The organism is Actinomadura sp. NPDC023710 (genome assembly GCF_040639875.1).
Taxonomy (GTDB): domain Bacteria; phylum Actinomycetota; class Actinomycetes; order Streptosporangiales; family Streptosporangiaceae; genus Spirillospora; species Spirillospora citrea.
Genome location: NZ_JBFAGB010000002.1, coordinates 180,574 through 207,327 on the forward strand (window position 1 = coordinate 180,574; position 26,754 = coordinate 207,327).

Below are 26,754 nucleotides of genomic sequence, written 5' to 3' on the forward strand. Positions count from 1 at the left end.
GCGGCCGCGGGGCGTCCGCCGGAACGGTCCCGATCACCGGGAGGCGTCGGGCGTCCCGCCGGTTCGCGGGGCGTTCGAGCGGGGCGCCAGCAGCAGCCGGCAGGCGAGGCGGATGTCGCTCTCGACGTCGGCCATGGACGCGCGGCCGTTCAGGCTCGACTGGAGCACGCCGTACCAGCACTGCATCAGCAGCCGGACGAGGGTGACGTCCTGCGCGGTCGGCACCTCGATCCCCACCGCCCGCAGCAGGATCTCCCGGAACGTGCTGTCGATGTAGACGGTGTCGGCGACGGTGGCGACGTGGGCGGTGTTGGACGCGTGCAGCATCGACGTCGACAGGACCGGCTGCGCCATGAGGTGCCGGCTGGCCTGCACCAGCAGGTCGGCGACCGCGTCCTCCGGGCTCGTGCCGGGCGCGGGCTCGGTGACCTGGTCGCGGAGCCGGTCGACCTGCTTGGCCATGACCGCGGTGAACAGGTGGACCTTGGACGGGAAGTACCGGTACAGGGTCCCGATCGCGACCCCGGCGGCCTTCGCGACCTCGTGCATCTGGACGCGTTCGAGGGACTTCTCGGCACCGATGCGCGACGCGGCGCGCAGGATGCGCTCGCGCCGGTCGTGCTGCTCCGGCGAGCTCGGCTCGGCGGACAGCCTGCCCGCTGCGATCCTCGCCACGGTCCTCCCCCGGTTCCCTTCGCGTCCCGATCCTTCCCTGCCAGGAACAATATCCGGGCTCCGGACCGTCCCCGCGAACGTCCGTACCGGTCAGTGGGACGGGCCGCCCCTCCCCGCCGGGGCCGCGCTCTACGGTGTGCCCGCGCCGAGATCCCGAGGTCGGAGGGCATGTCACATGGGACGAGCCGGATGGGACGACGAGTACGACGTGGTGGTCGCCGGCTCCGGGGCCGGGGCGATGGCGGGCGCGCTCGCCGCCGCGTCGGGCGGGCTGCGCACCGCCGTCCTGGAGAAGACGGGCCTGCTCGGCGGGACGTCCGCGTACTCGGGCGCGGCGATCTGGCTGCCGGGGACTCGGGTCCAGGAGCGCGCCGGGCTCGGCGACTCGGCCGAGGGCGCGCGGACCTACCTGCGGGCGCTGCTGGGCGACGCCGAGGAGGAGCGCCGCGAGGCATTCCTGGAAACGGCCCCTGAACTGGTGGACTTCCTGGAAAAGGACCCGGAGGTCGAGTTCCGTTTCCAGGCGTTCCCCGACTACTTCGACGCGCCTGGACGCCTGGACCTGGGGCGGTCGTTCGTCCCGCTGGAGCTGCCGGCCGAGCGGCTCGGGGAGCTGGCGGCGCTCGTCCGTCCTCCGGTCGACCGGGACAGGGCGGGGCGGGGGCATTCGGCGTCCAAGCCGTTGGCGCAGGGCCGGGCCCTGATCGGCCGGCTGCTGCTGGCGATCACCGCGACCGGTGCCGGGGACGTCCGCACGCGGACCGCGCTGACCGACCTGATCGTCGAGGACGGCCGGGTGGCCGGGGTCGCGGCGAGGACCGCGGACGGCCCGGTGCGGCTGCGGGCCCGGCGCGGCGTCCTGCTGGCGGCGGGCGGGTTCGAGTCGTCCACCGCGCTGCGGGCCGAGCGCGGCGTGCCGGGCGGCGCCGGCTGGACGATGGCCCCCGATGGTGCGAACACCGGCGACGCGATCGAGGCCGCCGTCCGCATCGGCGCGTCCACCGGCCTGCTGGACCAGGCCTGGTTCTGCCCCGGCCTCCTCACCCCGGACGGCCGGCCCGCGTTCACCCTCGGGTTCCGCGGCGGGCTGATCGTGGACGCCGCGGGCCGCCGGTTCGCCAACGAGTCCCTCCCCTACGACCGGATGGGCCGCAGGATGGCCGCCGCCGAGGGGCCGTTCCACCTCGTCTGGGACTCGCGCGCGGGCGGCCTGCCCGCGATCTCCGTCCCGCCGCTGCGGGCCGACGAGCAGCTCGCGTCGGGCGCCTGGGTCCAGGCGGGCGCCCTGCCCGAGCTGGCCGAGATGATCGGCCTCCCGCCGGACGCGCTCACCGGCACGGTCGAGCGGTTCAACGGCTTCGCCGCCGAGGGCGCGGACGAGGACTTCCATCGCGGCGAGGACGCCTACGACCTGTACTTCTCCGGCGGCGAGCCGTGCGTCGTGCCCGTCGACCGGCCGCCCTACCTGGCGGCTCGGGTCGTTCTGAGCGACCTCGGCACGAAGGGCGGGCTGCGCACCGACGCCGACGCCCGCGTCCTGGACGGCTCGGGACGTCCCCTCCCCGGGCTCTACGCCGCCGGCAACACCAGCGCCTCGTTCACGGGCCCCGTCTACCCGGGGCCCGGAGTGCCGATCGGATCGGCCATGGCCTTCGCCTACCGCGCCGTCCAGGACATCAGGAGGAACCACACGTGAGATCCGCAGGAAGGGTCGCCGTCGCGGCCGCCGCGTGCGCCGCGATGGCCGGGGTCGCCGCCGTCCCCGCGCAGGCCGCCCCGGCGCAGCGCGGGACGCTGCTCCACAACCGGCCGCTGACGAACCTAGCGGCGCTGCCGAGCGCGGCGAGGAACCGGTTCGTCACCTACGTCTCCGAGGGCGTGGGCGGGAAGCGGATCACGGTCTCGGGGACGGTCGCCGTCCCGAAGGGCGCCCCGCCGCGCGGCGGCTGGCCGGTGCTGAGCTGGGCGCACGGCACCACCGGGACGGCCGACGCCTGCGCGCCGTCCGCCGACGCCCCCGGCGGCCCGGTGCGCGACTACCTGTCGCTCACCGAGCCGTACCTGGACAAGTGGGTCGCGAACGGCTTCGCGGTCGTCCAGACCGACTACGAGGGACTCGGCACGCCCGGCGGGCACCCGTACATGAACGGGGTCAGCGAGGCCAACACCGTCACCGACATCGTCCGGGCCGCCCGCGAGGTGGACCACCGCATCGGACGCGACTGGTTCGTCGCCGGCCACAGCCAGGGCGGCCAGGCCACGCTCTACACGGCGGCGTCGAGGCAGAAGCCCCGCGACATCCGCCTCAAGGGTGCCGTGGCGATCGCGCCCGGCTCGAACATGAGCCAGACCGCGCAGTACGTGAGGGCGCAGTACCCGGGCGCCGAGGTCGCTCTGCCGTTCCTGTTCGTGCTGCTCAACGGCGCGCACGCGGCCGACCCGGCATTCGTCCCCGAGGACCTGCTGACCGACGACGCCGCCGCCGTCGCCAGGGCGGGCCGGACGAACGCGTGCCTTCTCCAGCTCAAGCAGCTCAGCAGGGACCTGCCGCTGGACGACGTGTTCCGTCCGGACGCCGACCTGACGCGGTTCGAGGCCTACTACGACTCGCAGGAGGCGCTCGGCCTGACCCTGAAGGTCCCGACGCTGGTCGCCCAGGGCACCGGCGATCGCGAGGTCTCCCCCGCCGCGACGCAGAACATCGTCAACGACCTGTGCAGGCGCTACGGGACCGTCGCCTACCGGACGTTCGAGGGCGCCGACCACCGGGGCAGCATCAACGCGTCCTTCGAGACGTCCCTGAAGTTCGCCCAGGCCGTCCGCAGCGGCGAGACCCCGCCCACGACCTGCTGACACCGCGGGCCTGACCGAGCATTTCGCCGGGCAGGCCCGCACCATCGCCCCGACGCGCCCGCCCCGGCGCACGCCGCCGCGCGGGCCGCCGAGGCGTGCGCCGGGAGTCAGACCAGGTTGTCTTCCACCTTGAGGCCGAATTCGCCTCGGCCGTACATGGAGAGGGCGTGTTCGACGTCGTTGGCGACGTGGACGCTGCCGGCGTGGGCGTCGCGCCAGGCGCGTTCGATGACGTTGCCGCGGTGCAGGGAGTTTCCGCCGGCGGTCTTGAAGAGGATGTCGATGGCCTCGATGGCGCGCTCGGTGCCGCGGACCTGGTCGCGGCGGGCGCGCAGGCGCAGCTCCATCGGGATCTTCTCGTTGCGGACGGCGTACTCGTGGATCTCGCGGACGTTGCGGTCGGTCTGCAGGATCGCGGCGTCGATCTCGGAGGCGGCGCGGGCGACGGCGACCTGGGCGAACTGGTCCTCGACGAAGCGGCCGCCGCCGAGGCTGAGGCGGATCCGGTCGCGCATGCGGGTCACGTACAGGTCGTGGCAGCCGGCCGCCATGCCGATCACGCTGGCGGCGACGGTGCTGGTGAAGATCGTCCCGAAGGGCATGCGGTAGAGCGGGCCCGTGTTGACCTTGCGGCCGGGGTTGCGGAGCTGGGCCTGCTCGAAGTTGCGCATCGCGCGGTGGGACGGGACGAACGCCTTCTCCACGACGATGTCGTCGCTGGCGGTGCCGCGCAGGCCCATCGAGTCCCAGACCTCGGCGATCTCGTAGTCGCGCCGGGGGACGAGGACGGTCATGAAGTCGACCGGGCGGCCCTCGGCGCCGACGACGAGCGCGCCGAGCAGGGCCCAGGAGGCGAACTCGCAGCCGGAGGAGAACGACCAGCGCCCGGTCACCTCGTAGCCGCCGTCGACGGGGGTGAGGCGCCCGATCGGGGCGTAGGAGGAGGCGATGAGGGTGTCCGGGCCGGCGCCCCACACCTCGCGCTGCGCCTCGTCGGCGAACAGGCCGAGATGCCAGGAGTGGACGCCGAGGACCGCGGCGACCCAGCCGGTCGAGCCGCAGGCGCCGGAGACCGCGCGGATCACCTCGTAGAAGGCGACCGGGTCGTCCTCGGCGCCGCCGTAGCGGGTGGGCTGGAGCATCCGGAACACCCCGGCGGCGGTCAGCTCCCGGATCGTCTCGGCGGGGACGCCTCCCTTCTCGTCCACGGACCGGGCCCGCTCGGCGATGCCGGGCAGCAGTCCGCGCACCGCGTCCAGGACCTCGTTGCTCATCCCCGCTCCTTCCCTAGTAAGGCCATTGCAGGAGACCATGGTCCCCTGCCGGCGCGGGGACGGGCGTCCCGCCCAATGGGACTCGGCGGTCGGGACGGTGACCTGCGACCTAACGTTCGAATCACCCATCCATCGCTGAAGGGATGATCCACGTGACCGCTACCGAGTCGGACGCCGTCCGCGCCATCGAGGCGGAGGCGATCGCCCGCCGGTTCGCCCGGGGATGGCACTGCCTCGGGCTGGCCGAGAAGTTCCGGGACGGCAAGCCCCACACGGTCAACGCGTTCGGGCAGAAGCTCGTGGTCTTCACCGGTGAGGACGGCACGACGAACGTCCTGGACGCCTACTGCCGGCACATGGGCGGCGACCTGTCCCAGGGCACCGTCAAGGGCAACGCGATCGCGTGCCCGTTCCACGACTGGCGCTGGGGCGGCGACGGCCGCTGCAAGCAGATCCCCTACGCGCGCCGCGTCCCGCTGCGGGCACGGACGGCCGCGTGGCCGACGATGGAGCAGGACGGGCTGCTGTTCGTCTGGAACGACCCGGAGGGCCGCAAGCCGCCGGAGGACGTGACGATCCCGGTGATCGAGGGCGCCACCCGCGACGACTGGACCGACTGGCGCTGGACGGAGACGGTCGTCCACACCAACGCGCGCGAGGTCATCGACAACGTCGTGGACATGGCGCACTTCTTCTACATCCACAAGTCGTTCCCGACCTACTTCAAGAACATCTTCGAGGGCCAGGTGGCCACGCAGATCATGAAGGGCCGGACGCGGGAGGACGCGCGCCGGGAGGGCGGGGGCGGCGGGCCGAAGATGCTCGGCAACACCTCCGTGGCGTCCTACCACGGCCCATCCTTCATGATCGACGAGCTGACGTACCACTACGAGGGGTACGACCTGCACTCCGTCCTGATCAACTGCCACTACCCGATCGACGAGAACTCGTTCGCGCTGCACTCGGGCATCATCGTCCAGCACAGCGACGCGCTGCCGCCCGATGCCGCCGAGGCCACCGCGCAGAAGCTGTCGGACTTCATCCTGACGGGCTTCGAGCAGGACATCGAGATCTGGCGGAACAAGACCCGCATCGACAACCCGCTGCTCTGCGAGGAGGACGGGCCCGTCTACCAGCTGCGCCGCTGGTACGAGCAGTTCTACGTGGACGCCGCCGACGTCACGCCGGAGATGACCGACCGGTTCGAGTACGAGATCGACACGACCCGTCCGGTGGAGTCCTGGCAGAAGGAGGTCGACGCGAACATGGCCCGCCGGGAGGCCGAGGGGGCGTCGGCGTGACGACCCGCCAGGACGAGCGCCTGCTGGAGGGGCCGCTGCTGCCGGTCCGCTGCCGCCGCTGCGCCGCCGAGGTGCTGGTGCGCAAGTCGAGCTGGGAGCAGACGAGCATCCAGTGGAACGCCGAGGCCAGGGAGGCGTGCGTGGGTCTGGACGACCCGCACGCGACCTGCCCGGCGCTCCGCTCGGCCATCCAGGAGGCCGCGCTGAACGGCGCCATCACGGTGGTCGAGTGACGGGCGGGCGGCTGGCAGGGCGGGTCGCGGTCGTGACCGGCGCGGGCGACGGGATCGGGCGCGGCATCGCCCGCCGCTTCGCCGCCGAAGGGGCCCGCGTGCTGGTCGCCGAGCTCGACCCGGAGTCCGGGGAGCGGGTCGCCGCGGAGATCGGGGCGGACGCCCGGTTCGTCCGGACGGACGTCACCGACAAGGCGCAGGTCCACGCGATGGTGTCCGCGGCGGTCGGGACGTGGGGCTCCGTGGACGTCCTGGTCAACAACGCCTGGGGCGCCGGAACGGTGAGCCGGGTGGAGACCAAGACCGACGAGCAGCTCGCCCGCGGGTTCGCGATGGGCTACTACGGCCCGCTGTGGGCGATGCAGGCCGCCTTCCCGCACATGAAGGCCCGCGGGTGGGGGCGCGTCATCAACATGTGCTCCCTCAACGGCGTCAACGCCCACATGGGGACCCTGGAGTACAACTCGGCCAAGGAGGCCCTCCGGACGCTGACCCGCACGGCCGCCCGCGAGTGGGCGCCGACCGGCGTCGTCGTCAACGCGATCTGCCCGGGCGCCAAGAGCGCGGCCTTCCGCCGGATGGCGGCCGCGCACCCGGAGATCGAGGCCGCCGCCGACCGCGCCAACCCGATGGGCCGCCTCGGCGACCCGGAGACCGACATCGCCCCCGTGGCGGTGTTCCTGGCGTCCGAGGACGCCCGCTACCTGACCGGAAACACCCTGTTCGCGGACGGCGGCTCGCATGTCAACGGCGTCGCCTGGACCCCGGACCTGGACGGAGAGCAATGATCGACCGATACGGCCCGTGGGCCGTGATCGCCGGGGGCTCGGAGGGCGTCGGCTCGGCCTTCGCGCACCGCCTCGCCGACGCGGGCCTGAACCTCGTGCTGATCGCGCGCAAGCCGGGGCCGCTGGCGGAGACGGCCGAGGCCGTCCGCGCGAAGGGCGTCGAGGTGCGCACCCTCGAACTGGACCTGGTCGCCCCGGACCCGGTCAAGGCGATCCGCGAGGTGACCGACGGCCTGGACGTCGGGCTGCTGGTCTTCAACGCGGGCGCGAACAGCTACGGCCACGAGTTCGTCAGCGGCGACCTGGACCGCTTCCAGGGCGTCATCGACCTCAACGTCACCGCCCAGCTCGCGCTGACGCACCACTTCGGCGCGCTGATGAAGGAGCGGGGGCGCGGCGGCATCCTGCTGGTCGGCTCCCTCGCCGGCTACATGGGACAGCCGCAGATCAGCATCTACTCGGCGGTGAAGGCGTTCGGCCGCGTCTTCGCCGAGGGGCTGTGGCTGGAGATGCGCGAGCACGGGGTGGACGTCCTGGAACTGGTCCTCGGCGTGACCCGCACCCCGGCGATGGAGCGCGCCGGCCTCGACATGGACATGCCGGGCCTGAACGTCGCCGAGCCCGACGACGTCGCCCGCGAGGGCCTCGAACACCTGGGGGACGGCCCGGTCTGGGTCGCGGGCGGCAACTACGACATGGCCCGCAAACGCGCCGGTTTCCCCCGCGAGAAGCTCGTCGCCGGGGCGCACGCCGCGATGCGGCGCATGCTTCCGAAGCCGTCCTGACACGCTCCGCAGCCGGCGTCCGGTAGGCATGGAGCATGTCCGTTCACCATGCCCGTGTCCCGGTCGCCGGCCACTCGCTGCACGTCGCGGAGTCGGGAGACCCCTCCGGCCGGCCGTACCTGTTCCTGCACGGCTGGCCGGAGTCGTGGCGGACGTGGCGGGACGTGATGGCCGCCGCGCCCCCGGGGGTCCGCCTCGTCGCCGCCGACCTGCCGGGCATCGGCGGGTCGACCGGGGCGACCTGCGGATCGAAGCGCGCCCTGGCCTCGGTCGTCCACGACCTCGTCCGGCACCTGGGCCTGGACGACCTCACCCTGGTCGGCCACGACGCCGGGGGAATGGTCGCCTACGCCTACCTGCGCCGGTACGAGGCGGCGCGGGTGGTCATCATGAACACGGCGATCCCGGGCGTCGCGCCCTGGGACGCGGTCATCGCCAGCCCCACCATCTGGCATTTCGGCCTGCACGCCGTTCCCGGCCTGCCGGAGACCCTCGTCCGCGGCCGCCAGGCCGAGTACTTCGACCACTTCTACGACGTGCTGTCCGCGGACCCGTCCAGGATCACGCCCGGCTCCCGCGCCGCCCACGCGGCCGCCTACGGCACGGACGCGTCCCTGACCGCCGGTTTCGACCTCTACCGCGCCTTCGCGCAGGACGCCGAGGACAACGCCGCCCTGACGGGCCCGGTCACGACACCCGTTCTCTACCTGCGCGGGGACTGCGAGGGCGGCGACATCGCCGCCTACGCGGAGGGCTTCCGCAAGGCGGGCGTGGAGAACCTGACCACCGCGACCATCCGCGACACGGGCCACTTCTCCCAGGAAGAGCAGCCCGCCGCGGTCTGGGCCGAGATCCACGCCTTCGCCACCCGGGAGGGCTGAGCCGCGATCAGCGGGGCCGGTAGGTGCCGCCGCGGTGCTCGTAGACGGGGTCCGGGGCGTCGCGGCCTTCGGTGCGGAGGACGCGCTTGACGACCTTGTTGGTCGGGGTGCGGGGCAGAGCCTCGACCACGCGGACGTAGCGCGGGGTCCACTTGGTGCCGAGGTCCGGCTGGGCGGCCAGGAAGGCGGTGAAGGCGGACGGGTCGAAGACGCGGCCCGGGGCCAGGGTGACGGCCGCCATCACCTGGTCGCCCACGCGGTCGTCCGGGACGGCGTAGACGGCGACGTCGGTGAAGGGCTCGAAGCGGGCCAGGAGGCGTTCGACGGGGGCGGCGGCGAAGTTCTCGCCGTCCACGCGCAGCCAGTCGTCGTCGCGGCCGGCGAAGTACCAGTAGCCGTCGGCGTCGCGGTAGGCGAGGTCGCCCGACCAGGTCCAGCCGTTGCGGACGCGCCGCGCCGTCGCCTCGGGGTTGTTGTAGTAGCCCTCGAACTTGGCGGCGCCCATCGTGTCGACGATCTCGCCGATGGCCTCCTCGGCGTTGAGGAGCAACCCGTCCGCGTCGAACTCGGCGCGCGGGCATTCCCGCAGGGAGTCGGGGTCCATCACGACGGTGCCCGCCTCGGCGACGCCCAGCGAGCCCGGCGGCGTGCCCGGGACGCGGTTGAGGCGGATCTCGCCCTCGCTCGACCCGTAGGAGTCGATGACGGTGCAGCCGAAGCGGCGGGCGAACGCGTCGATGTCGCGCTGCGCCGCCTCGTTGCCGAACGCGATCCGGAGCGTGTTGTCGGCGTCGTCCGGCTTCTCCGGGACGGCCAGGATGTAGCTGAGGGGCTTGCCGACGTAGTTGAAGAACGTCACGCCGTGGCGGCGCACGTCCGGCAGGAACCCGGAGGCCGAGAACGTGCGGCGCAGGACGATGCGGCCGCCGGCGGCCACGGCGGGCGCGATCCCGGCCATCAGCGCGTTGGAGTGGAACATCGGCATGACCACGTAGAACACGTCGTCCCCGGTGAGGCGGCGCCGGTCGCGCTGCTGGACGGCGATCCGGCCGAGCCTGCGCTGCGTGCAGATCACCGCCTTGGGCGCGGACGTCGTCCCGGACGTGAACACCAGCGAGAAGATCGTGTCGGGGTCCACCGGGGCGGGCGCGGCCAGGCGGGCGGAGGCCAGCCGCTCGGCGTGCGCGGGCGTGTCGACCGCCAGGGACGGGACCGGCGTGAGCCCTTCGAGCAGCGGCGCGCGGGACGTCTCGGTGACCAGCAGCGCGCAGTCGGTGTGGGTGATGTCGCGGGCCAGCTCGGCGCCCCGCCGCGTCGGGTTCAGCTCCACGACGGGGACGCCGGCGAGGGCCGAGCCCAGCAGCCAGAACAGGTGCTCGGGGCCGTTCTCCAGGAACAGGCCGACGTGGCCGGGCAGGTCCCGGACGAGCGAGGCCCGCCGCAGGGACTCCGCGACGACCTCCCTCCAGGTCCAGGAGCGGTCCTCGAAGCACAGGCCCGTCCGGTCGTCGCCGCCGCGCGCCGCGATCAGCTCCGCGAACGCGGTCTCGCGGGCGGGACGATCGTCGCCCAGCACCGCCTTCTCTCTGAGCGCCCCTGCCTTCTCGTCCTGCATGCTGCCCTGGCCCCTCTCGTCTCGGAGCGCCCCTAGGCGCGGTGCGGGCGGTTCGTCCAACCCTGGTCGTCGGCGCGGACGAACCAGCCGGACGCGGCGAGCGTGCCGCCGTCGACCGGGCTCGTGTGCGCGGCGCCCTCAGCCATCGCGCCGCCTCCGGACGGGACGGGTCTCGATCGAGTCGATCCGCTGCTCGCGCCGGGCGAACCGCCAGGTCCCGCCGTCCAGCCGGTAGGCGTCGGTGTAGCGGCAGTGCCACACCAGGTCCCGTGCGGAGCCGTCCTCGCCGTCGCTCAGGTGGTGGGCGACGCAGGCGATCTCGCCGGTGGCGGTACCGGGCTCGGAACCCGCGGCGAACACCTCCCCGGCGAGCGCGTGGAACGTGACCGGGATGCCGCGCAGCGCCGAGAGCGTCGCGGCGATCTCGGCGCGTCCGGTGAAGGTCCGCACGGGGTCGAGCTCGCCGGGGGCGTCGGGCAGGACGAGGACCGCGTCCGGCGCGAACAGGTCGGCCATGGCGCCGACCTCGCGGCGGTCGGCGTGCAGCGCGTACCGGGCGACGAGGTCGCCGAGCGCGATCCGGTCGGCGGCTTCGAGCGTCATGATCCCGACAGGCCGAGGCGGTCGGCGCAGGCGGACAGCTCGTCCCTGGCCTCGCCGAGGTCCTTCGTCACGGTCCCGCGCAGGACGAGCCGGTCCGCGCCGAGGGCGGCCAGTCTCCCCGCCTTCTCCGGCGTGACCGCCGACAGCGAGTGGCCGAGGGTCAGTTCGAGGGCGTCCGGGTCGCGGCCGTTCTTCTCGGCCTCCTCCCGCATCAGCGCCACCAGTCCGCGCAGCTCCTCCCCCGCCACGCCGAGCGGCTGGAGGCCGTCGCCGTAGCGGCCCGCGCGGCGTGCGGCGGCCTTGGAGTGGCCGCCGATGTGGATCGGGATCCCGCCCTCCTGGACGGGCTTCGGGTAGCTCATCGCACCCTCGAACCGGAAGAACTCCCCGTCGTGGGAGGCGCCCCCGGGCGCGGTGTCGGCCCACAGCTCGCGCAGCACCCGGAGCTGCTCGTCGCCGCGCCGGCCCCGTGTCTCGAAGTCGGCGCCGCACGCCTCGACCTCCTCGCGCATCCAGCCCATGCCGACGACGAGCCGCAGCCGGCCGCCCGACAGCGCGTCGACCGTCGCGAGCCGCTTGGCCAGCACCACCGGGTGGTGGTTCGGCAGGACGAGCACACCGGTGGCGAGCCCGATCCGCCCGGTCCGTCCGGCGAGGAACGCCAGCAGGTCCAGCGGATCGGGAATGTCCAGGTCGTCGGCCAGCTCCATCCGCCCCGACCGGTCGTAGGGGTAGACGCTGGAGTAGCCGCTCGCCACCACCGCGTGCTCGACCGCGCCGACCGACTCGAAGCCGCAGACCTCCGCGTGCCGGGCGTACTCGCCGATCCACGCGGGATCGGCGGTGACCCCCGCCGCCACGGGAAGCAGGACGGCGTACTTCATCCGATTCCTCTCAGTTCCGGGCCGTCAGTTCGCGGCGGCGGCGCGTCCGGCGCGGCGGCCGAAGAACGTGCCGTCGCCGAGGGACGTCCCGCTGACGTACCCCTCGCCGTGGATGCCGGAGGCGGTGCGCCCGGCGGCGTACAGGCCGGGGATCGGCTCACCGGAGTTGTTGCGGACCTCGCCGTCCACGGTGGTGTCGAGGCCGCCGAGGGTGAACCCGCCGGCGCCCGTCCCGGCGCCGTGCTTGCCGGCGCCGAAGAACCCGTCGGCCGGGTCGATCGCCGCGAACGGCCCCTTCAGGGGGCGCAGCCACTTGCGGTCCTTGCGGAAGTAGGGATCCTCGCCCCGCTCCGCGAACCGGTTGTAGGTCTCGACGGTCGCCTCCAGCGAACCGGGCGGCAGGCCGAGCGACTCCTCCAGCTCCGCGAGCGTCTCCGCCGCGTGCTTGGGGCGGACGCCCCACATGTCGGCCTCGGGGATCTCGTCGTGCCCGGCCTCGTCGATGATCGCCCAGTAGGGACCGGGCTGGTGCTGGACGGCCTGGTGGCTGAACAGGCCCGGGTAGACGTCCTCGTTGATGAACCGGCGGCCGAGGCCGTCGACGAGCATGCCCCGGCAGATGACGGCGGGGTTGGCGGTGAGCGCGATCTCCACCGTCGCCATGCGGCGGGTCGCGGCGCCGAGCGCGGTCGCCATCCGGATGCCGGACCCGTCGCTGGTGCCGTCGCTGACCTTGTCGTGCCCGAGCAGCACCGGGGCGTGGTCGGCGAGCATCTCCTCGTTGTCGACGAACCCGCCGGAGGTCAGGATGACGCCCCTGCGCGCCCGGTAGACCACCCGGTCGGCGAACCTGCGCGCGACGACGCCGGTGACGCGGCCCGCACCGTCCACGACGAGGTTCGTGGCACAGGTGTCCTGGTGGGCGACGGCGCCCGCCTCGGCGGCGGCCGCGATCAGCTTCTCCATGAGGATGCCGCCGGCGAACATCGGCGTCTCCGGGCGGTGCCCGCGTGGCGCGGGCCGGGCGATCTCGTTGTACGGCCAGGCGTTCTCACCGAGCCACATCAGGCCGTCGTCGGTGTACGGCATCCAGCCCGGCGCGTCGAACAGGCTCTCCTTGAACGGGACGCCGCGCGCGCGGAACCACTCGAAGTGCTCCACGCTCCCGTCGCAGTACAGTCGCAGCTTCTCCGCGTCGGCGTGCGGGCCGAGCGCCGCCGCGAGGAAGGCGAACATGTCGTCGGGCGTGTCGTCGAAGCCGCACGCCTTCTGCACCCGCGTGCCGCCACCGAGGTACAGCTCCCCGCCCGACTGGGCGGACGTCCCGCCGGGGCCGCTCGACCGTTCCAGGACGAGCACGTCCGCGCCCGCCACCGCGGCCTCGTACGCCGCGGCGGCGCCGGCGGCGCCGAAGCCGACCACCAGCACATCGCACTCGTGGTCGGGCTCCGCCTCCGCGGCGCCGACCGGTTCCACCGAGGGCTTCGCCATCGGCGTCAGCCCTTCTGCTGCGGGACGAAGGCCGCCAGCGGCTCGGACCCGGACCAGTCGTGGCCCCAGTAGCTGTCCTTGGTGATCTCCTCGGCGGTGTAGTACGCCTCGTCCACGAGCATGCCCTCGCAGCCGTACTCCACGTCCCAGCCCCCGGGGGCGCGCACGTAGAACGACACCATCTTGTCGTTGGTGTGGCGGCCGAGCGTGGAGGAGATCGAGAAGCCCCTCTTCGTGATGGAGTCGAGCGCGATGCCGACCGCGTCGAGCGTGTCGACCTCCACCATGAGGTGGACGAGGCCCGGGTCGCCGTCGAACGGCGCCGGGCAGATCGCGAGGCTGTGGTGGCGCTGGTTGACGCCCATGAACCTGACCTTCGCGGCGCCGCCGCCGACCTTCATCGCGCCGCGCGGCAGGAACCCGAGAACCTCGGCGTAGAACGCGACGGTCTCGGTGAACCTGGGGGTGGGCAGCACGACGTGGCCCATGCCCATGGGGCCGGTGACGAACTTCTGCGCGAAACCGGTGCGCAGGGGGCCGTGGTCGAGAAGCGGGCCCCAGAACACCTCGACGGGGGTACCGCCCGGATCGGTGAACGCGACGGCCTCCTCCGCGTCGCGCTCCGCCGCCTCCTTGGACGTCAGTTTCGTCACGGCCGTCCCGGACTTCTCCACGGCCTCGCGGACGGCGGCGAGCGCGTACTGGTCGCGGACCTCCCAGCCGACGGCCAGCACCCGGTCGGTGTCGCCGGGCAGCACCTGGAGGCGCGACCGGCGCTCGTCCATGCGCAGGTAGAGGCCGTCCGGGTCCGGTCCGCTCCCCTCGGCGAACCCGAGCCCGTCCAGGGCGAACTCGCGCCAGCGGTCGATGTGCCGGGTCTGGACCTTCAGATATCCCAGCCCTCGGATCTGCGTCACTGTCCTCGGTCCCTTCTGGATAGCGGCCCGCGCGGCGGCCGTCCAGGCTCAACCTGCCAAATCCGGGGGCGGGCCGCCGCGCCCTTCCCGCTGAGTGAGAGTCTTCCTGCGGCGGGCGGACGGCGGCGGCTCTGATCGGGGCGGCCGCCCTCACGGCGGCTCCCAACCGGAGGGGGAGGTCTCATGACGGCGGACAGGCCGGTCGCGATGGTGACCGGGGCGAGCCGGGGCATCGGACGGCGGACGGCGCTCGCGCTGGCCGCCGCCGGGTACGACGTCGCGTTCACCGCGCGCACGGTCGAAGAGGGCCGGGGCCGGATACCGCCGCGCCACGGGCGGGCGGAGCCGATCCCCGTCCCGGGAAGCCTGGAACGCACCAGGGCGGAGATCGAGGCGCTCGGCGCGCGGGCCCTGCCGGTGCGGATGGACCTGCTCGACAGGGCGAGCGTGACGGCCGCCGCCGGAACGGTGCTCGACGCGTGGGGGCGGGTGGACGTCCTGGTCAACAACGCGGTCGCGCACATCGCGGGCACCCACGAGCGGTTCCTCGACCTCGACCCGGAGGTGGCGGCGCGGACCGTCACCGGCAACTACCTGAACCAGATCGTCCTGCTGCAGGCCGTCCTGCCCGCGATGCTGGCACGGGGCGGCGGGACGATCGTCGACCTGTGCTCCGGGTCGGCGACCACCGACCCGCCCGGGCCGCCCGGCGAGGGCGGCTGGGGCGTGGCGTACTCGGCGTCCAAGGCGGCGTTCGGGCGCCTCGCCGGCGCGATCAACGCCGAGTACCGCGGCAGCGGCGTCCGCGCGTTCAACCTCGACCCCGGGTTCGTCGTCACCGAGGCGGGCGCGGCGCGCGGCGGCCTCGACGGCCTGAAGGACGAGGGCTTCGTGCCGACGCCGGAGGAGGCGCCGGCGGCGGCCGTCGTCTGGCTGGTCACCGACCCGGCCGCGGAGGAGTACCTGGGCCGGGTCGTCTGGACCCCCAAGCTCGTCGCGGACCTCGATCTGCTCGGCTAGGGGACCGTCGGTTGGGACGCGGCGTGCCGGGCGGTGGAGGCGCCCACGCTCCCGGCACGCCGCGAGTCGGCGGGGCTCAGATCATCGACCGCATCGGGCCCTGGGGCGGCTCGATGTCCAGGTCCGTCAGGGCGGAGACGTGGTAGACCGAGCCCGGGACGTGGATGGCGTGGGCGAGGCCCACGTGCGCGTCCCGCCAGAACCGCTGGATCGGGTTGTCGTTGCGCATCGCGTTGCCGCCGGACCGGACGACGATCTCGTTCATCGCCTGCACCGCCCGCCACGCCGCGCGGACCTGGGTGCGGCGGCCGGCGGCGCGCTCGGCGAACGTCGGCTCGTGCCCGGCGGCGACCATGTCGTACATGCGCGAGCAGTTGTCGAGCAGCGCCGTGCGGGACGCCTTGATCTCCTCGGCCGCCTCGCTGATCGCGTACAGCACGTACGGGTCGTCCTTGATCTTCGTGCCGGTGATCTGGACGCGGTTGCGCTGGTAGGCCAGGTGGTGGTGCAGCGCGCCCTCGGCGATGCCGATGACCGCGGAGGAGATGCCGAGCGGGAAGACGCAGGAGAACGGCATCAGGTAGGACGGGTTGGTCAGCCCCGCCTCGCGCGGCGCCGAACCGTCCACGACCTTGGTGTACTCCAGCGTCCGGTACGCCGGGACGAACGCGTCCTTGACGATGATGTCCTTGCTGCCGGTGCCCTTGAGCCCGGCGACGTCCCAGGAGTCCTCGACGATCCGGTAGTCGGAACGGGGCAGGATCATGTGCAGCGACCGCGGCGGCTGCGCCATCTTGCCCTCGTCGTCGCCCAGCATCGCGCCGAGGAAGATCCAGTCGCAGTGGTCGGTGCCGGAGGAGAACTGCCAGCGGCCGTTGAAGACGTAGCCGCCGTCCACGGGCCGGGCGATGCCCATCGGGGCGTACGGGGAGGCGATCCAGGTGTCGGGGTCCTCGCCCCAGATCTCCTCGCGCACCTTCGGGTCGGCGTAGGCCATCTCCCACGGGTGGACGCCGACGATGCCGGCGACCCAGCCGGTGGAGCCGTCCAGGGAGGCGATCCCCATCACCGTCTCGGCGAACTCGCGCGGGTGAACCTCCAGGCCGCCGTGCGCCTCCGGCTGCAGCAGCCGGATCGCGCCCGCGTCCTTCAGGATCTGCGCCGCCTTGTCGTCGAGCCTGCCGAGCGCCTCGTTGACCGGGCCGAGCTCGCGGATCTGCTCCGCCCTCTCCATGATCGTGTCAAGCACGCGGTTGGCCATCGCCTGTCTCCCGTATGTGTTCGTCAGCCGTCGTAAGTGATCTTCAGCCGGTCGGTGACCGGCCTCGCCTGACAGGCGAGGATGAGGCCGTCGGCGAGATCCTGCTCGTCGAGGACCGTGTTGGCGTCCAGGGTGACCTCGCCCTCCAGTGCCACGCAGGCGCAGGCCGAGCAGGAGCCCTCCCGGCAGGAGAACGGGGCGTCGACCCCGGCGCGCAGCAGCGCGTCGAGGAGCCGCTCGGATCCGCGCCACGGAACCGTGCGGGTCTCGCCGTCCATCTCGACCTCGATCTCGCCCGCGTCGCCGTCCTCCGCCTCCGCCTGCTCCGGCGCGTCCTCGGGCCCCTCGAACGGGTCGCCCTCCAGCGAGAAGAACCGCTCGGCGTGCACCCGCGCGCCGAGGCCGGTGAGCGTCTCCGAGACCAGGTCCATGAAGATCTCGGGCCCGCACACGTAGGCGGGGCGGCCCGCGTAGGGGCCCGCCAGGGAACGGACGGCGGCGGCCGTCGGCAGGCCCTGCACCGACTCCAGCAGGTGGACGACGGTGAGCCGGTCCGGGTGGCGCTCGGTCAGCTCCCTGAGCTCGTCGGCGAAGATGACCGACCGCTCGTCCCGGTTGGCGTACAGCAGCGCCACCTTCGCGGAGCCGCCCGCCAGGCACGACTTGAGGATCGACATGACCGGGGTGATGCCGCTGCCGCCCGCGACGAGCAGCAGGTCCTCCTCCAGCGAGGGCGGCGTGAACGTGCCCGCCGGGCGCAGCACCTCCAGGACGTCGCCCGCCGTGACGTTGTCGCAGATCCAGTTGGATCCGAGACCGCCCGCGACCCGCTTGACCGTCACCTTCGGCCGGTCGTCGGTGAGCGGCGAACTGCACAGCGAGTAGCAGCGCGCGGCCCAGCCGCCCTCCGCCGGCACCCGGACGGTGAGGAACTGCCCGGGCCGGTAGGCGAACCGCTCCCGGTCGCCCTCGACGGGTTCGAGGACGAGCGAGTGCGCGTCGGCCGTCTCCCGGACGACCTCCACCACCCGCGCCTTCAGAGCCGTCATGAGCGTCCCGCGGCCTTCCCTGCCGACCCGGCCGAGGCGGCGGCGTGCCGGGCGGCGATGTAGCCGAACACGATGGCCGGGCCGATCGTGGCGCCCGGGCCCGCGTACTCGTTGCCCATCACCGACGCCGAGGAGTTGCCCGTCACGTACAGGCCCTCGATGGCCGTCCCGTCCCCGCGCAGGACGCGGGCGTGCTCGTCGGAGACGAGGCCGCCCTTGGTGCCGAGGTCGCCGACCTCCATCCGGAACGCGTGGTACGGCCCGCCCTCGATCACGTCCAGGTTCGGGTTCTCCAGGTTCGGGTCGCCGTAGTAGCGGTCGTAGGCGGAGTCGCCGCGGCCGAACTCGGGGTCCCTGCCCTCGCGCGCGTACCGGTTGAACGTCTCGACGGTCTCGCCCAGCGCGTCCGCCGGGACGCCGATCTTGACGGCCAGCTCGGCGAGCGTGTCCGCCCTGAACGCGATGCCCGCCTCGTAGAACGCCTTCGGGATCGGCGCGCCGGGCAGGATCTGCGCGAACGGGTAGCGGGCCCGGGCCTTGGCGTCCATCACGAACCAGCAGGGGACGTGCCCGCCCTCGAGCTGGTCGTGGACGAAGTTGACGTACGGGGCGGACTCGTTGGTGAACCGCTTGCCGTCCTGCCCCACGATCACCGACCGCGGGATGCACCGCTCCGACAGCAGCGGGATCGTCGCCCCCGCCGGGTGGCGGACGGCCGGCATCCACCAGGCGTCGTCCATCAGGTCCAGGGCCGCGCCGACGCTCTCACCGGCGCGGATGCCGTCGCCGGTGTTCTCGCGGGCGCCCATCGCGAAGTCCTCCTGGCCGCCCTTCGGCAGGTAGGTGTCGCGCATCTCCTGGTTGTGGTCGAAGCCGCCCGTCGCGAGCAGGACGCCCCGGCGCCCGCGGATGCGCAGCGGCGCACCGTCGCGCTTGACGACGACGCCGGTGACACGGCCGTCCTCGACGACGAGCTCGGTCATCGCGGTCTTCAGCCAGAGCGGGACCCCGGCGTCCTTCAGCGCCATCCGCAGCCGCGCGGCGAGCGCCCGGCCGCCGGTCGCCATGTGGCGGCGGCGGACCATGTTGGACGACACGCGCCACGCCGCGACCAGCGACGCGCGCCGGCCCGTCCAGGTGCGCTTGGCCATCGCGAGGTCGTGGTAGTCCTTCGCGGTGATCCACAGGCCGAGCGGGCCCTTCATGCTGTTCGGCCGCTGGTACCGCTCGTCCTCGCCGAGCTTGCGGGTGTCGAACGGCTTGGCCTCGATGGACCGGCCGAGCGCGCGCCCGCCCTCGTACTCGGGGTGGTAGTCGGCGTAGCCCTTGGTCCAGAAGAACCGCATCCACTTGCTCTGGCAGAGCAGTTCCATGGCGGCGGGCCCGTTGTCGACGAACGCGTCCAGCCGCGCCGCCGGGACGCGCCCCTCGGTGAGCCGGTCCAGGTACCGGCGGACCGACTCGCGGCTGTCGTCGTGGCCGCGCGCCTTCAGCGTCGGGTTGTTCGGGATCCAGATCCCGCCGCCGGAGATCGCGGTGGAGCCGCCGAACTTCTTGCCCTTCTCCACGATCAGCGCGGAGAGCCCGGCGTCGTGCGCGGTCAGCGCCGCGGCCATCCCGCCGCCGCCGCTGCCGACGATGACGAGGTCGTACTCGTGGTCCCAGCCGCTCGCGTGCTCACCGTCACTTACCGCTCGGTCGCTCACCGCTCGTCCTTCCGGGTCAGGAACGCCAGCACGGCGCTCTCCCAGGCGGACTTCTGCTCGATCATCACCCAGTGCCCGCAGTTGGGGAAGATGTTCACCTGGACGTCCGGGATGGTCCGCATCGGCACGAGCACCATGTCGACGGGGCTGACCCGGTCGTCCCGGCCCCAGGTGATCAGAGTCTTGGCCTTGAGCCTGTGGAGCATCGCCCAGTACGGCGGCTCGTCGGAGGCCGCCATCGCCTTCGCGCGGGCCGCCATCGCCTTCGAGCCGTACATGCGGCGCGCGCTCGCGAGGGTGTCCGGGTCGGTCGCCTGCCGCCAGCGCTCCTCGATCATCTCCTCGGTGACGATCCGCGGGTCGTACACCATCGAGTTCAGCCACCGGACGAGGCCCTCGCGGGTCGGGTCGTCGGTGAACTCCGCCAGCAGCCTGATCCCCTCACCGGGCGCGGGACTGAAGACGTTGCGGCCGATCCCGCCGATGGTCACCAGCCGCCGGACGCGCTCGGGGTGCCGGAGCGCCACCTGCGTCGCGACGATCCCGCCCATGGAGTTGCCGATCACGTCGACCTGGTCGAGGCCGAGGCCGTCCAGGAACCGGACCACGGCGCCGCCGGCGGCCATCATCGGGTGCTCGTCGGTCGGGTCGCTGACCCCGAAGCCGGGGAACTCCAGGACCAGGCAGCGGAAGTGCTCGGCGAACCGGGCGAGGTTGCCGCGGTAGTTGCGCCAGCCGGTGACGCCGGGACCGGAGCCGTGCAGCAGCAGCAGCGGCGGGCCCTCACCGGCCTCGTGGTAGCGCAGGACGCCCTGGTCGGTGGCGAGCTCGCGCAACGTCGACTCGTAGGTCAGCTCCGCAGGCATGATCTCCCAGTCCTTCGACGGTGGCTTGTCCGGAACGTAATCGGCGGGACGGCGGGGTCAGGCGGTGGATCCCGATCAGCGGGACGCGGGTCTCAGGGCGGCTCGGCGGGCCCGTCCCGGCACCCGCTTCCACTCATCGGGATCGGGGCGCGTGGCCCCGGCGGGCCGTGCCTACCTTCGGGCCCACCGGCCGCCCCTTGACCGGTGCCGGGTGAGTACCTGTTAGTGGAAATACCGCATAGTGGATCCGAACGCCCGCCCGCTCGCAGCCCCGAGGTGAACACATGCCAGCCGAGCCAGCGCTCACGCCCCTGCACGACGCCGACGCGGCCGCGCCGGAGCCGGCGGACTTCCGCCTGGCCATGGCGGAGTTCGCGACCGGCGTCACCGTCGTCACCGCCCTCGACGGCGGCGAGCCGGTCGGCTTCGCCTGCCAGTCGTTCGCGTCGGTGTCGCTGGACCCGCCGCTGATCCTGTTCTGCGCGGACAAGCGCGGCCGGTCGTGGCCCCGGATCCGCTCGGCGGGGCGGTTCTGCGTGAACGTCCTCGGCGAGGAGCAGCGCGACCTGTGCGAGCGCTTCGGGTCGAGCCGGGGCACCAAGTTCGAGGGCCTGGAGTGGGAGGAGTCGCGCTGGGGCGCCCCCGCCCTGCCGGACGTCCTGCTCGCCGTCCACTGCGTCGTGCACGACGTGCACGAGGCCGGCGACCACGAGGTGGTGATCGGGCGGGTCCTGGCGGTGGACCGGCACGAGGTGGTGAACGGCACGTGGCGGCACCCGATGGTGTTCTTCCGCAGCCGGTTCGGCGTCGGGGAGCCCGACGCGCCGATCGCCCCCGACCCGTGGGGCATCGGCGACCGGTGGGGCTGGGGTTGACGTCACCTCCGGCCGCCCGTCACATCCAGTCGCCGCGCCCGTCGACCGCGAGCAGCCGGTTCATCGTCTCCGGCGACCAGCTGGTCTCCTCGCCGGTCCGCACGGCGCGCCGGGTGCGCCCGCCGGGGCGTCCCGCGCGGGCGCCGGGGGCCGAGCCGGGGAACAGGATCTGCGACGCCTCCCGGGCGGCGGTGACCACCAGCGGCGCGACGTTCTCCAGCGGTGCGCGGATGTCGCCGACCAGGGAGATCCCGGCGACCGGCCCCTCCGCGCCGCGGATCGCCGCGGCGACGCAGGCGATGCCGGGGTAGGACTCGCCGCGCTCGAACGCCAGGCCGCGGCGCTGCCGGATGCGGTGCAGCTCCTGGTGGAGCGTGCCGAGCTCGCCGATCGTGCGGCTGGTGAAGCGGCTGATGCCCGAGCCGAGCAGCGCGTCCACCTGCTCGGGCTCCAGCCAGGCCAGCATCGCCTTGCCGAGGGCGGTGCAGTGCGCCGGGGCGCGGCCGCCGACCCGCGACGGGACGGACGTGGCGAGCCGCCCGCCGAGCTTGTCCAGGTAGAAGACCTCGGCGCCGTCCAGGACGGCCAGGTGCGCGACGAGCCCGGTGGTGACCTGCAGCTCGTGCAGCAGCGGCGCGGCGGCCTCGCGGATCTTGCCGTGCCCGCCGTCCTGCCCGCCGAGGCCGAGGGCGCGCTGGCCGAGCCCGTAGCCGAACGAGTGGTGCGCGAGCCAGCGCTGCCGGACGAGCTGGTCCAGGATCCGGTGCGCGGTGGAGCGCGGCAGCCGGGTGCGGCGGGCGACGTCCTCCAGGGTCAGCCGGGCGGTCGGGCCGTTGAACGCGTCGAGGATCAGCGTCATCCGCTCGATCATCGACGGCGGCGACTCCCGGCGCGCGTCCGCCGACTGCAGGCTCTCCGACTGCATGGCCGCCGCCGACATGACCCCCCGCCGCGTCATGACCTCCGGCGTCGCTGCCTCCGGCATCGTGGCCTCGGTCATCGCACCTCCCAGAACATGACTGAAATGAATTCTTGTTACCTCGAATGTAGCAACCGCTTGCTCTCAGCGGAAGAGGGGGAGTAAGGGCAGGTCAGCCGGAGGCTACGGCATCGGGACCGCGGCCCAGGTCGGACCGGACGCCGTGATAGAACGTTTTTCTGCCAACGAGGGGAGCAGCGATGCGCGTCGGGATCGTCACGCCGGTGGTGGCGCAGCCGCCCGGCCATGCCGCCTGGGAGCGCGACGCGGGCATCGAGGAGATCGCCCTGATCGCCGGGACCGCCGACCGGCTCGGCTACCACCACGTGACGTGCAGCGAGCACGTCGCCGTCCCGGCCGGGGCGGCCGAGCAGCGCGGCGGCGTCTACTGGGACCCGCTCGCGACCTTCGGCCACCTCGCCGCCCGCACGTCCCGGATCCGGCTCGCCACGCAGGTGCTCGTGCTCGGCTACCACCACCCGCTCGCCATCGCCAAGCGCTACGGCACGCTCGACCGGGTCAGCGGCGGGCGGCTCACGCTCGGCCTCGGCGTCGGCAGCCTGGAGGAGGAGTTCGGCCTGCTCGGCGCGCCGTTCGCCGGCCGCGGCGCCCGCGCCGACGACGCGCTGGCCGCGCTCCGCGCGTCCCTGTCGCGGCGCACGCCCGAGTACCGCGGCGAGCACTACGCCTACTCCGGTCTGGTCGTGGAGCCGCACGCCGTCCAGGACCGCGTCCCGCTGTGGATCGGCGGCCGCTCGGGCCGCTCGCTGCGCCGCGCGCTGGACGCCGACGGCTGGGTCCCGTTCGGCCTGCCGCTGCGCACGCTCGCGGAGATGCTCGCGGACGCCGACGTGCCGCCCGGCTTCGACGTGGTCCTCGCGCCGTCGCGCCCGCTGGACCCGATCGGCGCACCGGAGGCGTCCGGGACGGCGCTCGCCCGGCTGCGCGAGGCGGGCGCCACGATCGCCGGCGTCCGGATGGAGTCGGATTCGGCACCGCACTACTGCGAGCAGCTCGCCGCCCTGCGCGGGCTGGCCGCCGACTACGGCCTGGCCTTCGGGGAGGAGGCGTGAGCGTCGAGGCCCGCTTGGCCGCCCTCGAAGAGCGGCTGCGCGCCCTGGAGGACGAGCGGGAGATCACCCGGCTGATCCTCTCCTACGGCCCGCTGGTCGACGCCGGCTGCGCGGCCGAGGTCGCCGGGCTCTGGGAGCCGGACGGCGTCTACGACGTGGACGAGCTGATGATGACCGGGCACCCGGAGATCGAGGCGATGGTCCGCTCGGCGAACCACCAGCGGTGGATCTCCGGCGGCTGCGCGCACGTCGTCGGCCCGCCGCACGTCGCGGTCTCCGGCGACGAGGCCACCGCCGTCGGCTACACCCTCATGATCGTCAAGCGGCCGGACGGCTTCGTGCTGCGCCGTGCCACCGCCAACCACTGGCGGCTGCGCCGCACCCCGTCCGGCTGGCGCGCCGTGACCCGCACCAACCGCGTCCTCGACGGCCGCGAGGAGTCGCCCGACCTGCTCGCCTCCCATTTCCCGGACGCCGTCCGGCACCGCTGAGGGGGTCGCGGCGGCTCAGGGGGTGACGCCCATGGTGGCGAGGACCCCGCCGGCCAGCTCCCCGTCGCCCTCGGTGCGGACGGCGACGTCGCCCGCCGCGCAGCGGCCGGCGGCAAGCCGGACGTAGGTCTCCCAGTCCATGGCGATCCTCGCCGCCGGGGACGCCGGGACGTCCGACCACGTGCCGCGGCCGTCGTCGCCGACGGTCACGGCGACCTCGAAGTCGGGCGGGCCGGAGATCGTGAGGGCGGCGCTGCGGCCGGGCTCGCCCTTCGCGGCGCGGGCCACGATGCGGGGCAGGGAGCGGCTCAGCAGCTCCCAGAAGCACTGCGCCGCCGGGCCGTCGAGGTTGCCGGGGCGGCCGACCGCGCGGCGGATGTCCTGCTCGTGGGTCCAGCAGTCCATGGCGCGGAACTTCATGAACCGCGTGTAGGAGCCCTCCCTGCCGTCCGGGCACATCAGGACGCGGTCGGGGTCCTCGCCGGCCACCTGCACCAGGCGGCGTTCGAGCGCGTCCGCCAGCTCCGCCGCGACCTGCGGGCCGGGGGCGGGCCGCCGCGCGTGCACCGCGATCTCGGTGTACCGGGCGAAGTCGTTGCGGAGGTGGTCGAACTCGGGCAGCTCGACGGGCGGGGCGGGGTCGCCGAGCAGGTCGCGCTCCACACCGGCGAGGTGGGAGAACTGGTCCTTGACCGTCCAGCCGGGGCACTCGGTCGGCCGGTCCCAGTCGTCGTCGCGCAACGTCTCGGCGAGCGCGAGCGTCGAGCGGATCGTCTGCTCGTACGCGGCGGTGTTGGCGCGCATCTGCTCGTTCATGTGAGCCCCTCCGGTCGGCGTCACGAAGCTTACGGCCCGTCCCGGCCGGGGGGCCTGGCCGGGACGGGTCATCAGCGGGCTCAGGCGCCGAGGACGCCGCCGAGGACGGCGGCGTAGGCGGCCTCGCCCTGCGCGTTCGGGTGGAGGGGGGCGGCGGCGTGGACGGGGACGTAGCCCTCGACCCAGCGCCTGGACGACGACTGGCAGGCGTCATGTCCCGCGCTGGGCGTGACCAGGTCGACGTAGGTCCCGCCGTGCGCGGTCGTCTGCTGGCGGATCACGTCGTTCATGGCGTTCACGGAGCCCTGCAGGAAGTTGGCGTCCGTGGGGAGCACGGGTTGCACGGGCCAGCAGCCGTTCTGCTTGATGTAGAGGCCGTAGCCGGTGACGACGATCCGGGCCTTCGGGGAGCGGGCGCGGATGCCGTCCAGAACGGCGGACAGCTTCGGCCCGAAGTCGCGGGTGCGCTGGGCCACCTGCTCCTCGAACTCGCCCTTGCACGGGGTGGCGGTGGGGTCGAGGGTGGCGCAGTCCTGGGCGATGCCGACGAGGCCGACGTCGTTGCCGCCGATGGTGAGGGTCACCAGCGCGGTGGACGCGGTGAGCGCGTCGAGCTGCGGCGGGACGGTCCCCGTGTCGACACCGCCGACGCTGGTGCTCTGCGACTGGGTCATGTGGGTGGTCTTGGCGCCGCTGCAGGTGACGTCCCGGAGCGCGGCGCCGAGCCGGGACGCCAGCTCGTGCGCGTAGTTGTGGGTGGAGCGCCCGCAGCCGATCGGGCCGGTGATGTCCGGGATGAGCGGGCCGGACGCCATCGAGTCGCCGAGCGCGACGTACTCCTGCGCGGCCGCCGCCGCGGGCACCGCCGTCCCGCCGAGGGCCGCCCCTGCCAGGACGATCGCGCCGACGGCGCCCCTGGCGACCCGGCCCCTGCCGCGCCGGCGTGCGGCGACTCGCGTGACGACCCGGCCGGTGGACAGGCCGCCGTTGAACAGACGCTTCATGAGCTGACTCCCGGCGTCATGGACGATGTCGCCGTGATCGTCCAGAATCTGGACACGCCGTTCAATTGGCGTGGGGACAGACTCTTCCGGGAGCCGTTGTGACGCGGGACAAGACGCCGGCGCTGCGGGTGGCGGGCCGGCCTATGGCGGCCCATCTGCGGGTCCGCGCGCCGCTGCTGACCCGCCGGGTCGTGGCGCGGCTGCTCGCCGAGCTGCCCGTCTACGCCGAACTGCCGCAGGAGGAGGTCGCCGGGGACATCGCCGGGATCGTCCAGCACAGCCTGCGGCAGTTCGCGGACGTCCTGGAGCGGCGCCGGCCGGCCCGCGCGGCCGACTTCGCCCGGCAGCGCGACTCGGCGGCGCTACGGGCCGAGGAGGGCGTGCCGCTGGACGCGATCCTCGCCGCCTACCAGATCGGGGCGGCCATGGCCTGGGAGGAGCTGACCACCGGGGCCGAGCCCGCCGACCTGCCCGCCTTCCAGGAGGCGCTCGGCTACTTCCTCGACTTCCAGCGGCTGCTGACCTCGGCCGTCAGCGCCGCCTACCTGGAGGTGCGGCAGATCCTCGACAGCCAGGAGCACGGCGGCCGGCACGCCCTGATGACCGCGCTGCTGGCAGGGGACACCGCGGGGCACCGCCCGGCGCCCCGGTACGCCGTCCTGGCGCTGGCGTTCGGCCCGCATCCGGACGAGGCCGGCTCGGGCCAGCGGGCCCGGATCGCCGCCCGCCGCAAGATCCGCCGCGTCCGGACCGCCCTGGACGCCGTCGCGGACGAGCCCGCCCTCACCGCCCTGGACGCCTCGGGAGGGACGGCCCTGCTGCCCTTCTCCTCCGGCTGGGAGGCCCTGCACGACCTGGTCGCGGGCGCGGCGAAGGCGGCCGACATCGAGGTGACGGCCGCCGCGGAGATCATCGGCCCGGCGGGCGTGCCGGGCGCCGTCGCCCAGACCGCCGAGATCATGGATCTGGTGCGCCGGGCGGGCCGCCCGCCCGGCCTGTACCGGCTCGCCGACGTCCTGCTGGACTACCAGCTGAGCCGCCCGAGCGGCGCGCTCGCCGCGCTCGCCGCCCTGCTGGCCCCGCTCGACCGCAGGCCGGATCTGCTGAGCACCCTGGAGCGCTACCTGGCGTTCGGCCTGGACCGCCGCGCGACCGGCGCGGCCCTGCACGTCCACCCGAACACGGTCGCCTACCGCATCCGCCGCATCAGCGCCCTCACCGGACTGGACCCGGGCCGCCCCGGCGACCTCCAGCTGCTGAACGCCGCCCTGGTGGCCCGCCGCTCCCTGGACTGATCCCATCCGGCCGGATCCC

The 26,754-nt window shown here is 73.6% G+C and carries 26 protein-coding genes; 12 read left to right on the top strand and 14 right to left on the bottom strand.

The window, feature by feature from the left end; genetic code table 11:
• Positions 1–33 precede the first annotated feature (33 nt).
• Positions 34–675: a TetR family transcriptional regulator gene (locus AB0H37_RS02905; RefSeq protein WP_329086578.1), complete on the bottom strand. Its 642-nt coding sequence runs from the start codon at positions 673–675 to the stop codon at positions 34–36.
• Positions 676–850: 175 nt separating this feature from the next.
• On the opposite strand from AB0H37_RS02905, the gene AB0H37_RS02910 reads away from it, so the two are divergent.
• Together AB0H37_RS02910 and AB0H37_RS02915 are read left to right on the top strand one after the other, a co-directional pair.
• The gene (locus AB0H37_RS02910; protein ID WP_360610975.1) at positions 851–2,371 is read left to right on the top strand and encodes an FAD-dependent oxidoreductase; all 1,521 of its coding nucleotides are present in this window, start codon (positions 851–853) and stop codon (positions 2,369–2,371) included.
• Complete coding sequence (locus AB0H37_RS02915) at positions 2,368–3,528, top strand: alpha/beta hydrolase (RefSeq protein WP_329086575.1); 1,161 nt, start codon at positions 2,368–2,370, stop codon at positions 3,526–3,528. The genes AB0H37_RS02910 and AB0H37_RS02915 overlap by 4 nt, the downstream gene beginning before the upstream one ends.
• Positions 3,529–3,635: 107 nt before the next feature.
• Here the strand turns inward: AB0H37_RS02915 and hsaA are convergent, their stop codons facing one another.
• Positions 3,636–4,802 carry a 3-hydroxy-9,10-secoandrosta-1,3,5(10)-triene-9,17-dione monooxygenase oxygenase subunit gene (gene hsaA, locus AB0H37_RS02920; protein WP_179837061.1) on the bottom strand — a complete coding sequence of 389 codons (1,167 nt, stop codon included), beginning with the start codon at positions 4,800–4,802 and terminating at the stop codon, positions 3,636–3,638.
• Between the two features lie 143 nt (positions 4,803–4,945).
• On the opposite strand from hsaA, the gene AB0H37_RS02925 reads away from it, so the two are divergent.
• Genes AB0H37_RS02925 through AB0H37_RS02945 form a run of 5 tightly spaced genes read left to right on the top strand, consistent with a single transcriptional unit; the run spans position 4,946 to position 8,790 of the window.
• The gene (locus AB0H37_RS02925; RefSeq protein WP_179837062.1) at positions 4,946–6,103 is read left to right on the top strand and encodes a Rieske 2Fe-2S domain-containing protein; all 1,158 of its coding nucleotides are present in this window, start codon (positions 4,946–4,948) and stop codon (positions 6,101–6,103) included.
• Positions 6,100–6,336, top strand: a complete 237-nt coding sequence (locus tag AB0H37_RS02930; RefSeq protein WP_089309888.1) for a ferredoxin — start codon at positions 6,100–6,102, stop codon at positions 6,334–6,336. The genes AB0H37_RS02925 and AB0H37_RS02930 overlap by 4 nt, the downstream gene beginning before the upstream one ends.
• Positions 6,333–7,124 carry a glucose 1-dehydrogenase gene (locus tag AB0H37_RS02935; protein WP_329086570.1) on the top strand — a complete coding sequence of 264 codons (792 nt, stop codon included), beginning with the start codon at positions 6,333–6,335 and terminating at the stop codon, positions 7,122–7,124. The genes AB0H37_RS02930 and AB0H37_RS02935 overlap by 4 nt, the downstream gene beginning before the upstream one ends.
• A complete protein-coding gene (locus tag AB0H37_RS02940; protein WP_329086568.1) occupies positions 7,121–7,909 on the top strand; it encodes an SDR family NAD(P)-dependent oxidoreductase in 789 nt (262 codons plus the stop codon). Before AB0H37_RS02935 ends, AB0H37_RS02940 begins: the two co-directional genes overlap by 4 nt.
• Positions 7,910–7,944: 35 nt before the next feature.
• Complete coding sequence (locus tag AB0H37_RS02945; protein ID WP_329086566.1) at positions 7,945–8,790, top strand: alpha/beta hydrolase; 846 nt, start codon at positions 7,945–7,947, stop codon at positions 8,788–8,790.
• 7 nt (positions 8,791–8,797) lie between these two features.
• Here AB0H37_RS02945 and AB0H37_RS02950 read toward each other — a convergent pair whose 3' ends face one another.
• From AB0H37_RS02950 to AB0H37_RS02970, 5 genes are all read right to left on the bottom strand, one after another.
• Entirely contained in the window at positions 8,798–10,405 is a 1,608-nt protein-coding gene (locus tag AB0H37_RS02950) for an AMP-binding protein (RefSeq protein WP_360610980.1), read from the bottom strand.
• Positions 10,406–10,543: 138 nt separating this feature from the next.
• The gene (locus AB0H37_RS02955; protein WP_329086561.1) at positions 10,544–11,008 is read right to left on the bottom strand and encodes a nuclear transport factor 2 family protein; all 465 of its coding nucleotides are present in this window, start codon (positions 11,006–11,008) and stop codon (positions 10,544–10,546) included.
• Complete coding sequence (locus AB0H37_RS02960; protein ID WP_360610982.1) at positions 11,005–11,892, bottom strand: LLM class F420-dependent oxidoreductase; 888 nt, start codon at positions 11,890–11,892, stop codon at positions 11,005–11,007. The genes AB0H37_RS02955 and AB0H37_RS02960 overlap by 4 nt, the downstream gene beginning before the upstream one ends.
• 24 nt (positions 11,893–11,916) lie before the next feature.
• Positions 11,917–13,383, bottom strand: coding sequence for an FAD-dependent oxidoreductase (locus tag AB0H37_RS02965; protein ID WP_179837069.1), 1,467 nt, complete (start codon positions 13,381–13,383; stop codon positions 11,917–11,919).
• 5 nt (positions 13,384–13,388) lie between these two features.
• Positions 13,389–14,300 (bottom strand): VOC family protein, encoded by a 912-nt coding sequence (locus tag AB0H37_RS02970; protein WP_179837070.1) that lies wholly within the window; start codon positions 14,298–14,300, stop codon positions 13,389–13,391.
• A 183-nt stretch (positions 14,301–14,483) separates the two neighbouring features.
• Between AB0H37_RS02970 and AB0H37_RS02975 the strand changes: the two genes are divergently transcribed.
• Positions 14,484–15,320: an SDR family oxidoreductase gene (locus tag AB0H37_RS02975; RefSeq protein WP_179837071.1), complete on the top strand. Its 837-nt coding sequence runs from the start codon at positions 14,484–14,486 to the stop codon at positions 15,318–15,320.
• Positions 15,321–15,396: 76 nt separating this feature from the next.
• Here the strand turns inward: AB0H37_RS02975 and AB0H37_RS02980 are convergent, their stop codons facing one another.
• From AB0H37_RS02980 to AB0H37_RS02995, 4 genes are read right to left on the bottom strand one after another with little or no spacing between them, the layout of a single operon-like run.
• A complete protein-coding gene (locus tag AB0H37_RS02980) occupies positions 15,397–16,581 on the bottom strand; it encodes an acyl-CoA dehydrogenase family protein (protein ID WP_329086550.1) in 1,185 nt (394 codons plus the stop codon).
• A 23-nt stretch (positions 16,582–16,604) separates the two neighbouring features.
• Positions 16,605–17,630 carry a ferredoxin--NADP reductase gene (locus AB0H37_RS02985; RefSeq protein ID WP_329086548.1) on the bottom strand — a complete coding sequence of 342 codons (1,026 nt, stop codon included), beginning with the start codon at positions 17,628–17,630 and terminating at the stop codon, positions 16,605–16,607.
• Positions 17,627–19,336, bottom strand: coding sequence for an FAD-binding protein (locus AB0H37_RS02990; RefSeq protein ID WP_329086546.1), 1,710 nt, complete (start codon positions 19,334–19,336; stop codon positions 17,627–17,629). Before AB0H37_RS02990 ends, AB0H37_RS02985 begins: the two co-directional genes overlap by 4 nt.
• Positions 19,333–20,202, bottom strand: coding sequence for an alpha/beta fold hydrolase (locus tag AB0H37_RS02995; RefSeq protein WP_329086544.1), 870 nt, complete (start codon positions 20,200–20,202; stop codon positions 19,333–19,335). Before AB0H37_RS02995 ends, AB0H37_RS02990 begins: the two co-directional genes overlap by 4 nt.
• Before the next feature lie 284 nt (positions 20,203–20,486).
• On the opposite strand from AB0H37_RS02995, the gene AB0H37_RS03000 reads away from it, so the two are divergent.
• Positions 20,487–21,077: a flavin reductase family protein gene (locus AB0H37_RS03000; RefSeq protein ID WP_179837075.1), complete on the top strand. Its 591-nt coding sequence runs from the start codon at positions 20,487–20,489 to the stop codon at positions 21,075–21,077.
• 19 nt (positions 21,078–21,096) lie between these two features.
• Here AB0H37_RS03000 and AB0H37_RS03005 read toward each other — a convergent pair whose 3' ends face one another.
• Entirely contained in the window at positions 21,097–22,077 is a 981-nt protein-coding gene (locus AB0H37_RS03005; RefSeq protein ID WP_329086540.1) for an IclR family transcriptional regulator, read from the bottom strand.
• A gap of 179 nt (positions 22,078–22,256) precedes the next feature.
• On the opposite strand from AB0H37_RS03005, the gene AB0H37_RS03010 reads away from it, so the two are divergent.
• Together AB0H37_RS03010 and AB0H37_RS03015 are read left to right on the top strand one after the other, a co-directional pair.
• Positions 22,257–23,129 carry a TIGR03619 family F420-dependent LLM class oxidoreductase gene (locus AB0H37_RS03010; RefSeq protein ID WP_179837076.1) on the top strand — a complete coding sequence of 291 codons (873 nt, stop codon included), beginning with the start codon at positions 22,257–22,259 and terminating at the stop codon, positions 23,127–23,129.
• On the top strand, positions 23,126–23,620 hold the full coding sequence (locus tag AB0H37_RS03015; protein WP_179837077.1) for a nuclear transport factor 2 family protein: 495 nt from the start codon (positions 23,126–23,128) through the stop codon (positions 23,618–23,620). Before AB0H37_RS03010 ends, AB0H37_RS03015 begins: the two co-directional genes overlap by 4 nt.
• Positions 23,621–23,635: 15 nt before the next feature.
• Here the strand turns inward: AB0H37_RS03015 and AB0H37_RS03020 are convergent, their stop codons facing one another.
• Entirely contained in the window at positions 23,636–24,436 is an 801-nt protein-coding gene (locus AB0H37_RS03020; protein ID WP_360610987.1) for a maleylpyruvate isomerase family mycothiol-dependent enzyme, read from the bottom strand.
• Positions 24,437–24,516: 80 nt separating this feature from the next.
• Entirely contained in the window at positions 24,517–25,440 is a 924-nt protein-coding gene (locus AB0H37_RS03025) for an SGNH/GDSL hydrolase family protein (protein WP_360610989.1), read from the bottom strand.
• A 98-nt stretch (positions 25,441–25,538) separates the two neighbouring features.
• Between AB0H37_RS03025 and AB0H37_RS03030 the strand changes: the two genes are divergently transcribed.
• Positions 25,539–26,735: a helix-turn-helix domain-containing protein gene (locus AB0H37_RS03030; RefSeq protein ID WP_360610991.1), complete on the top strand. Its 1,197-nt coding sequence runs from the start codon at positions 25,539–25,541 to the stop codon at positions 26,733–26,735.
• Positions 26,736–26,754: the final 19 nt, after the last annotated feature.